This is a genomic window from Phytobacter sp. V69, assembly GCF_965644215.1.
Taxonomy (GTDB): Bacteria; Pseudomonadota; Gammaproteobacteria; order Enterobacterales; family Enterobacteriaceae; genus Phytobacter.
Genome location: NZ_CBFFRL010000178.1, coordinates 1 through 9,662, shown reverse-complemented (window position 1 = coordinate 9,662; position 9,662 = coordinate 1). Strand labels below are relative to the sequence as shown.

Sequence of the window (9,662 nt, the reverse complement as noted above, 5' to 3'; positions counted from 1 at the left end):
TTATCGGTAGTTAACCCTTCCTCCTACACTCTCCACAATCATGTCCGAGCGTTGCACTTATTATCTGAATTCGCGCTCTACATCATTCACATCTTTGTGTACGCCTCATCGTTCGTTGTCATGCATCTGCTGAATGTGCACATTGGCCACCCTTTCGCAGGCGGTCTGATTGACTTCGTCCTTAATGGCGTGATGCCAAACCGTACACCGTGGTATCTGGTTATCGTCGTCGGCATCGGTTATGCCGCTATCTATTACACCTTCTTCCGCGTACTCATCCGCAAACTCAATCTGAAAACACCAGGCCGTGAAGATGAAGAAACCACCGTCGAAACGCCCATCATGCGTTCGGATCGCCCGTATCAAATCATCGAGGCGGTGGGCGGCTTTAACAATATTGAAGACGTGGATGCCTGCGCGACACGCCTGCGCCTGGCGCTGGTAGATGACAAAAGCGTGAATGATAAACGACTGAAAGAACTGGGCGCAGCGGGGCTGATAAAACTGGGTGACGGCGGTGTGCAAGTTATCTTCGGCGGCAAATCACAAATTTTACGCGATGAGATCAAAGCCGTAATGAGAAACCCTGACAGGCAAGCCACTCCAGCACTTGAACCAGCTGACGCAAAATAATCATCGATTAACGGGCTGGAAACCCAGCCCGTCAGACAAAGAGAGCATGAGAATGAAACCACAATTGCTGGCTAACGCCATTCGTATGTTAAGTGTTGATGCCATTCAGAAGGCCAATTCTGGCCATCCTGGCGCACCGATGGGAATGGCAGATATTGCCGAAGTGGTGTGGCGCCGCCATCTGCGCCATAACCCGAAAAACCCGCAATGGTTTAATCGGGATCGCTATGTACAATCAAATGGCCACGGTTCGATGCTGCTTTATTCACTGTTGCATCTGACCGGTTATGACGTAACGATGGATGATATTCGCCAGTTCCGTCAGCTACACTCCCGCACCCCAGGCCACCCGGAATATGGCTATACACCAGGTGTAGAGACCACCACCGGACCACTCGGTCAGGGCGTAGCGAATGCTGTCGGCATGGCCATCGCGGAAAAAGCGCTGGCGGCGGAATTTAACAAGCCCGGTTTCAAGATTGTCGACCACCACACCTGGTTGTTTCTGGGTGACGGTTGCCTGATGGAAGGTATCTCCCACGAAGCCTGCGGACTAGCCGGAACATTAGGTCTCGGCAATCTGATTGCCGTTTGGGACGATAACGGGATTTCTATCGACGGGCACGTAGAAGGCTGGTTCTCAGAAGACACCGCAGCCCGCTTTAAAGCATATGGCTGGCATGTTATTGAAAATGTCGATGGACACGATCCGGATGTAGTCGATACTGCGGTTCGTGAGGCCAAAGCTGTCACGGATAAACCAAGCCTGTTGTGCTGTAAAACTATTATCGGTTTCGGTTCGCCAAATAAGGCCAACAGCCATGATTGCCACGGTTCGGCACTGGGAGTGGATGAAGTAGCACTGGTACGTGAGCGCCTGCAATGGCCTTATGCGGCATTCGAAATTCCAGCAGATATTTACACGGCGTGGGATGCCACAGAAAAAGGCGCTAAAGCGCAGGCTGAATGGGATGAAAAATTTTCCGCCTACGCGCAAGCCTGGCCTGAACAAGCCGCTAGCTTTACTCGCCGTATGAAAGGCGATCTGCCCGCAGGTTGGACCGAAGAAATGAAACAGTATGTTCTGGATTTACAAGCCCACCCGGCAAGCCTTGCCACACGCCAGGTCAGCCAAAAGTGCCTGAATAAATTTGTGGAAACCTTACCGGAATTGATGGGGGGATCTGCCGATTTATCACCATCGAACCTAACCCGGCACCACAAAGCCGTCGATTTCACTGCGGAACAACCTGCCGGGAATTATATCTCGTATGGCGTACGTGAATTCGGAATGTCGGCGATCATGAATGGTCTGGCGTTACACGGCGGATTTATTCCTTATGGCGGTACATTCCTGATGTTCATGGAATATGCACGTAACGCCGTGCGCATGGCGGCGCTGATGAAAATCCGCTCGGTGTTTGTTTATACACACGACACGATTGGACTGGGGGAAGATGGACCAACTCATCAGCCCGTCGAGCAATTGGCGTCCCTTCGTCTCACACCAAACATGGAAACCTGGCGCGGGTGCGACCAGGTTGAAGTCACCGTGGCGTGGCAGCAAGCAGTTGAACGTAAAGATGGCCCAACGGCGCTGATCCTGACACGTCAGCCTCTGGAACAACAACCACGCACAGCCGCACAGCTTGAAAAGATCGCCCGTGGAGGTTACATCCTCAGCGATAGCGAAGGACAACCTGAAATTATTCTTATTTCAGCCGGTTCCGAAATTGAACTAATTGTTGATGCAGCTCGTATTTTGCGTGATGAAGGCCGACGCGTACGAGTCGTCTCTATGCCCTGTACCGAGCGTTTTGATATGCAAGATAACGAGTATAAAGAAACCGTACTTCCTAAAGAGGTACGTAAGCGCCTGGCGGTAGAAGCCAGCATCGCCGGTTTCTGGGAACGTTATACGGGTATCGATGGTGCCGTCGTAGGGATGACCAGTTTCGGGGAATCCGCACCGGCTGGGGTGTTATTCAAACACTTCGGTTTTAGCAAAGAGAACGTGCTAGCTCAAGCTCGCACCGTATTGGCAAACTGATGATACATAAAAAGGGGAGAATCTCCCCTTTTTATTAACCTTTAAATCGTGAACCAAGAAACTCTTCACGCGTACGATATTTTTCATAACTAGATTCATGTCGATGCATAAATAATAACACCAACATATCGATGATTCCCATCGCAGGTACACGGGTTGAATCAAAGGCTTCAAAAAATATTTTATCGCTTACTGCTGTAGTTAACTGACAGGTGGACAACACAGACAATGGTGACTTTATATAATTAGTTAAGCAAATAGACTTCGCTTTTCTTTCACGCACTACATTGAATATATCAAGCATTAAATTAGTGCTACCTGAATTGGATATACCAAATGCAAGATCATTTTTATTCATTGAAAAAGCTGAGTTAAGCTGCATTTCAGGAATGGCATGAGCGACAGTACGAATACCTAGCTGACTAAATTTATAGGCACTATATAATGCTAATGGATTGGAATTTCCGGCCCCAAAGAAAAATAACGTGTCGCATTCAGCAATTAACTTAAGTACTTTATCTAATGCTTTAGAATCAAGAAATTGGGCAGAACGTAGTAGGTCCTCAGACTGTTTACGCAGCAGGAATGTCGCCAAAGAGGCGCTATCATTGGCATTCTCCTCAGTGGGATAGCTGCTGTCAGGGTCGATAACCTCTTTCGCTAACGCAATTTTGAGATGGTAGTAGCCCTGATAACCTATTTTCTTGCACGTACGAACTATCGTTGCTTCACTGGCTTTGCTTTTTTCGGAAAGCTCTGTCACGCTATAATTAACGATATCACTAGCGTTATTGAGAATATAATCAGCAACTTTTTTTTCTGCGGAGTGAAGTGCTGGATAATTACTTTGAATAAGATTTTTTACAGTGATATCATTCATTATCCCTATCCAATGCCGATTTGCAATCGCAGGATTATAACACAAAAGAATCACTTCACCTACATACGAATTTAAAGGTGCGGAATACAATATAAAAATCAGACCGGTTACCGATATAGTATTTTCACTCCGACACCTGTAGATATAATTATATACTCAACAATAAATTTCAATATATATTAAAAATAAAGATATTTAAAATAAAGTGTCATAGTAAAAAAAGGCAGAAGAAATCTTGTACCTTTTTTGTTTGTTGTGCGGTACCTGAATCAGAAGCGCGTTACTTCGGGGTGAACTTCTGACAGAGAGATAAAGTAAGACACAACGACATTTTTGAGTGCGTTCAGCATAGTCATTTCCTTTCACGCGTTGTTGATGACGTCTTTCACTGTGAAAAGCATATGCCTGTTGAATGCCATCGGCAATATTTTTGTGATACACATCACAAAAATATTGCTCAAATGATCACCTACACCGCTGATGCATGGGATTTCTCTTCACGTGCCTTCTGGCGATTGATGTAGCCAATATCGTTATTGCCCCACAGCTGTTCGTAAGGCATACCCGCCAGCATTTCCACCGTTTTACGCGCTTGCGGCGTGATGGATTCCGGCGTCAGGCGGCCTGCGCTACGCATTTTCGCTGTCTCTTCGCGCAGAACGCTGTGCGTGGACAAGTTCAGGCGAAAACGCAGCGACACCAGGAAACCTATCGACAGCACCAGCACGGTACCGACACTCAGAATCATCAGAATGGTATGGCTCACACCCGGCACCTGCGTGCTTTGCCCGGAAACAAAACCGGACATCTGCATCACAATCCCCACCAGCATCACTGCGCCAGCCTGCGAGGCTTTACGCGTTAAGGTCATGATCCCGGCAAAGATGCCTTCGCGACGCTGGCCCGTCACCACTTCGTCCACGTCAGCAATATAGGTATATACCCAAGTAACTTCAAGATGCAGGATGGTAGTGCTTAAACAATCTATCCCTACGATTAACTTGGGTTTACTGGCTCCTGCAACTCGAAGTATTCTGGGTATAGATGTTCCACGGAACATAGTTGATGCCGCCACGCCCCAGCCCGGCAACGCCAGAGATAAACAGCAGCAGCGACATGTTATCGCTCATGCCCGCAACCGACAGCAGCGCAAAAGAGACGGCGCTCAGGCCAAACAGGACGACGACAACACGGTAAGACGGTGCAGCGCCAAAACGAATACACAGCGGAATCATCCCCATCACCGCGACAAATTGCAGAATCGCCATCGTCCCCATCAGGCTGGAGGCCAGCGTCGGACTCTGCATCAATACAAACACCACGTAGTAGGTGAAGACCGCGTTGAAAACGTCCTGTGCGATATAGCCACCGAGATACATCCCGAGGTGCTGACGGAAGATACGAATACGAAAGGTGGAGCTCAGTTCGACGATCAGACGGCCAAGGCTTTGCCCAAGGGTCAGCTTCGGTTTCGCCGCTTCAGCTACCTCGTCACGTTCGCGCTCCCAGGTGAAGGTCCACACCAGGGTCAGCACAACAGCGCAGATCACTGCGAACACGATACTGGCATAGAAGAAGGAGACGGCGTTGTCTTTACCGAAATGGCTTAACAGAATGCCCGGCAGGAATGCGGCCAGAATGGCGGAAAGCTGCGCCAGCGCGATACGCGCGCCAGAGAACTTGGTTTTCTGTTTGAAGTCATCGGTCATCTCCGGTACCAGGGTTTCATACGGCACCAGAATCATGGTGTACACCACATCAAACAGCAGGTACGTGAACAAATAGTACCAGTAGTTCATGTGACCAACCCACATCAGCGTATAGGAGAATACGCAGGGAATACCGAGCAGAATAAAGAACTTACGCCGGCCAAAACGCTTCCCAAACCAGGTATTACCAAAGTTATCGGTCAGATAGCCCATCAACGGGCTGACAACGGCATCCAGCACTCTGGCCATGGCGAAAATGAAGGTCGCCTCGATCGGCGTTAAGCCACAAAATGTCGTGTAGAAATAAAGTAACCATGCGGCGGTCAGTGCTGTTGTACCCGCGCCCAAAAAATCTCCTGAGCCGTACGCCAGATAATTCACCAACCCTATTTTGCGTGTAGACATTCTTTTACCCAATCCTTAGCGAAATATAAAATTTCGACTTAAAAATTGCGAACGGATACGACGGCAATAAATATTGCCGTCGCATTACTTAGACACAGAAAGAAAGGTAATTAGAAGTTATAACCGATACCGACACGATAACGCGTCTGGCGATCATCAGTCGTTGCCGTTTTATAACCAGAAGACACATTACCTACTTCAACAAATGGCACCCAGGAGCCAAATTTATAGGCCACGCGGCCGTTATATTCGTAATCTCGCTTGGTATTGTTATAAAGGTTTTCAGCCTCAGCAAATTTATAAATACCATTTAGCTCAAACATCCAGTTCCCGGTATTATAACCAAGCCACACTTCCGGGCGATTAACGCGGCGGTCATCACGCCCCTCTGCGTTACGACGCGTATACTCGAAACGGTAGCGGAAGGCCGTCCACCAATTGTCGTTGATATTGTACTGAACATGCACGAATGGCTTGTAAATTGTCTGATTTTCGTCCGTTTCAATAGCAATACCAGGCAACCATACCAGGTTGCTCCAGGTAAACTGATAGTTAGCGGTATATTCGATCCCGTTCGTTTCCATATTATTAAGAGGCTTTTTCGCCTCCGCATCATCAGAACGAGAAATACCTTCTAACGCCACTCCAAAACCGCTGGCAAAACGTTGGGACATATATACACGGTCGTAGTTACGTCCATCATCATAATACTCATGACGATAGTCTACATAACCCGCATGGGCTGTTCCTGCCAGAACAGGCAGTAATAACAACGCATATTTCAACTTCATGGAAATTCCTCTTTGACGTAAATTTCAATAAAAGAAAAGCGTGTAGCTATAGATTCCCAGGCCAGCGTAACGAGTGAAAGACAGCTACAAATTAAAAATATCCTAATAACGTGAGGAATTGTATTTTAGTGTAAATGTACAAACCTTTGAGTTTTTGCCAGCATTCCGCTTAAGTGGCAAAAATACAAAGATGTGTCAGCTTGATGTCACCAACTGAAACATTGAATTTTTTAAATAGAAACGCCGCGCCAAATCAAAAGAACTAGCGTTGCGAAAAATTGCAGATTGGGATGCGGAGCAAGAGGACGAGCAAGAGGGGAAAGGCGGAATTCAGAGACAAAAAAAGCGCCTTGCGGCGCTTTTTTCATCGGGCAACTTATTTGCTGCCTGGGATGCTGAAACGCTTGTTGAAGCGGTCAACACGGCCACCGGTAGCAACATCACGCTGCTTGCCAGTGTAGAACGGGTGGCACTGGCCGCACACGTCCAGGTTCAGGTCATGACCCACGGTTGAATGGGTTTTGATCACATTACCGCAAGAACAAGTTGCAGTAATTTCTACATAATTCGGGTGAATACCTTTTTTCATGGGAAACCTCAGTTTAAGGCCGCGTCGCTCTTCCAGCCCTAACGCCAGACACCACGCGAAGTTAATAATTTCCCGTCGCCTTTCACGCCACTGATACGTTGGCTGCTTTCGCTCACTCCGGCCACATAGTTAACTATGCTCCCAGAGATTCGCTCATTTGCCGCCTTCCAGCAGCGCGAAATTCTCGGGCAATAACATTTTGGCTGCGTCAATACGCACCAAAGGCGGCGAATCATACAGAAATTAACCAACGTATGCAAACTGATCCGCGCCCCACCGATAACAATGTGTATACTATCCCGCCAGTTTTCACGTCAGGATCCCGAGATGCCCGTCGCCCATGTAGCGCTGCCCGTACCGTTGCCCCGCACCTTTGACTACCTGCTTCCCGATAGCATGGTCACCAGCGCGGGCTGTCGGGTGCGCGTGCCTTTTGGCACCCAGCAGCGGGTAGGGATTGTGGTCTCCGTCAGTGAAACCAGCGAACTGCCGCTCAATGAGCTAAAAAGCGTTGTCGAGGTACTCGACAGCGACCCCGTTTTTTCCGTCCCGGTATGGCGACTTCTGCTCTGGGCCTCAGACTATTATCACCACGCCATCGGCGATGTACTTTTTAACGCGATCCCTGTGCCGCTACGCCAGGGCAAACCCGCCAGTGGCGCAGTGCAATGGTTCTGGTTTGCCACCGAGCAAGGGCAGGCGGTCGACATTAATAGCCTCAAACGCTCGCCAAAGCAGCAGCAGGCGCTGGCGGCCCTGCGACAGGGACGCATCTGGCGTCACCAGGTTGCGGAGCTTGAGTTCAACGACGCCGCACTCCAGTCATTACGCACAAAAGGGCTGGCAGAGCTGAACAGCGAAGAGCCTGCACATCGCGACTGGCGGCACGGTTTTTCCGTCTGCGGCGATCGCCTGCGGCTCAATACGGAACAGGCCACGGCGGTAGGCGCAATCCACAGCGCGGCGGATCAATTCTCGGCCTGGCTGCTGGCTGGCGTGACCGGTTCTGGCAAAACGGAAGTCTACCTCAGCGTGCTGGAAAACGTGCTCGCACAGGGCAAGCAGGCGCTGGTGATGGTGCCCGAAATCGGCCTGACACCGCAGACTATCGCCCGTTTTCGCGAGCGTTTTTCCGCCCCGGTCGAGGTACTGCACTCCGGATTAAACGACAGCGAACGCCTGTCTGCCTGGCTAAAAGCCAAAAACGGTGAAGCCGCGATTGTCATTGGCACCCGCTCGTCGCTATTTACCCCGTTTAAAAATTTGGGCGTGATCGTGATCGATGAAGAACACGACAGCTCTTATAAGCAGCAGGAAGGCTGGCGCTACCACGCCCGCGACCTGGCGGTTTACCGGGCGCACAGCGAGCAAATTCCGATCATACTCGGCTCAGCGACTCCCGCACTGGAGACGCTTCACAACGTGCGGGCGCGTAAATATAAGATGCTACGCCTGACGCGACGTGCCGGTAACGCCCGCCCTGCCCTGCAACACGTACTGGATTTAAAAGGTCAGGCGCTGCAGGCCGGGCTCTCCCCTGCGCTGGTCAATCGTATGCGCCAGCATTTGCAGGCCGGCAATCAGGTCATCCTGTTCCTGAACCGTCGCGGCTTTGCTCCGGCCCTGCTGTGCCACGACTGCGGCTGGATTGCCGAATGCCCGCGCTGCGATCACTACTACACGTTGCACCAGGCCCAGCAGCATTTACGCTGCCACCACTGCGACAGCCAGCGCCAGGTGCCACGGCAATGTCCTTCCTGCGGCTCAACGCATCTGATGCCGGTGGGACTGGGTACCGAACAGCTGGAGCAGGCGCTTGGCCCGCTTTTCCCGCGCGTGCCGCTGTCGCGTATCGACAGGGATACCACCAGCCGTAAAGGGGCGCTCGAGCAGCATCTGGCGGAAGTGCATCGTGGCGGCGCGCGCATTCTTATCGGCACGCAGATGCTGGCAAAAGGGCACCATTTCCCGGACGTCACGCTGGTTGCCCTGCTGGATGTCGACGGTGCGCTCTTCTCCGCCGACTTCCGCGCCGCTGAACGCTTTGCCCAGCTTTATACCCAGGTTTCCGGGCGTGCCGGACGCGCGGGAAAACAGGGTGAAGTGGTGCTGCAAACCCACCATCCGGAACACCCGCTGTTGCAGACGCTTTTACACAAAGGCTACGACACCTTCGCGGAGCAGGCGCTGGCGGAACGTCAGACACTCCAGCTTCCTCCCTGGACCAGCCACGTGCTCATCCGCGCGGAAGATCACAACAACCAGCAGGCACCGCTCTTCTTGCAGCAGTTGAAAAACCTGCTGCAATCCAGCCCGCTGGCGGACCAGCATCTTTGGGTGCTCGGCCCGGTTCCGGCACTGGCACCCAAGCGCGCCGGACGCTGGCGCTGGCAGCTTTTGCTGCAACATCCTTCGCGGGTGCGCCTGCAGCAAATTGTCAGCGGCACACTCACGCTTATCAATACCTTACCGGAGGCCCGTAAGGTGAAGTGGGTGTTGGATGTGGACCCCATCGAAGGCTAAGGTTGCGCGCGAATTCAGATAATAAGTGCAACGCTCGGACATGATTGTGGAGAGTGTAGGAGGAAGGGTTAACTACCGATAA

The 9,662-nt window shown here is 50.9% G+C and carries 6 protein-coding genes and 2 pseudogenes; 3 read left to right on the top strand and 5 right to left on the bottom strand.

What is annotated here, in order from left to right; translation table 11 throughout:
• Together ACSZPU_RS20000 and tkt are read left to right on the top strand one after the other, a co-directional pair.
• On the top strand, positions 1 to 633 hold a 633-nt coding region (locus ACSZPU_RS20000; protein ID WP_499002404.1), incomplete at its 5' end, for a glucose PTS transporter subunit EIIB.
• 52 nt (positions 634 to 685) lie between these two features.
• Entirely contained in the window at positions 686 to 2,683 is a 1,998-nt protein-coding gene (gene tkt, locus ACSZPU_RS19995) for a transketolase (protein WP_499002401.1), read from the top strand.
• A 34-nt stretch (positions 2,684 to 2,717) separates the two neighbouring features.
• Here the strand turns inward: tkt and ACSZPU_RS19990 are convergent, their stop codons facing one another.
• From ACSZPU_RS19990 to rpmE, 5 genes and pseudogenes are all read right to left on the bottom strand, one after another.
• A complete protein-coding gene (locus tag ACSZPU_RS19990) occupies positions 2,718 to 3,563 on the bottom strand; it encodes a MurR/RpiR family transcriptional regulator (RefSeq protein WP_499002399.1) in 846 nt (281 codons plus the stop codon).
• 469 nt (positions 3,564 to 4,032) lie between these two features.
• Positions 4,033 to 4,503: pseudogene (locus ACSZPU_RS19985) on the bottom strand (MFS transporter); the annotation flags it as partial.
• 102 nt (positions 4,504 to 4,605) lie between these two features.
• Positions 4,606 to 5,677, bottom strand: a pseudogene (locus ACSZPU_RS19980) (MFS transporter); the annotation flags it as partial.
• 110 nt (positions 5,678 to 5,787) lie between these two features.
• Positions 5,788 to 6,468: an oligogalacturonate-specific porin KdgM family protein gene (locus ACSZPU_RS19975; RefSeq protein WP_499002397.1), complete on the bottom strand. Its 681-nt coding sequence runs from the start codon at positions 6,466 to 6,468 to the stop codon at positions 5,788 to 5,790.
• A gap of 376 nt (positions 6,469 to 6,844) precedes the next feature.
• Positions 6,845 to 7,057 (bottom strand): 50S ribosomal protein L31, encoded by a 213-nt coding sequence (gene rpmE / locus ACSZPU_RS19970; RefSeq protein ID WP_499002396.1) that lies wholly within the window; start codon positions 7,055 to 7,057, stop codon positions 6,845 to 6,847.
• A 327-nt stretch (positions 7,058 to 7,384) separates the two neighbouring features.
• Between rpmE and priA the strand changes: the two genes are divergently transcribed.
• The gene (gene priA / locus ACSZPU_RS19965) at positions 7,385 to 9,580 is read left to right on the top strand and encodes a primosomal protein N' (RefSeq protein ID WP_499002394.1); all 2,196 of its coding nucleotides are present in this window, start codon (positions 7,385 to 7,387) and stop codon (positions 9,578 to 9,580) included.
• Positions 9,581 to 9,662: the final 82 nt, after the last annotated feature.

Excerpts from the sequence above, each read along its gene's own strand:
- rpmE (WP_499002396.1), bottom strand. The coding sequence starts at position 7,057 with ATGAAAAAAGGTATTCACCCGAATTATGTAGAAATTACTGCAACTTGT.
- tkt (WP_499002401.1), top strand. The coding sequence starts at position 686 with ATGAAACCACAATTGCTGGCTAACGCCATTCGTATGTTAAGTGTTGAT.
- ACSZPU_RS19975 (WP_499002397.1), bottom strand. The coding sequence starts at position 6,468 with ATGAAGTTGAAATATGCGTTGTTATTACTGCCTGTTCTGGCAGGAACA.
- priA (WP_499002394.1), top strand. The coding sequence starts at position 7,385 with ATGCCCGTCGCCCATGTAGCGCTGCCCGTACCGTTGCCCCGCACCTTT.
- ACSZPU_RS19990 (WP_499002399.1), bottom strand. The coding sequence starts at position 3,563 with ATGAATGATATCACTGTAAAAAATCTTATTCAAAGTAATTATCCAGCA.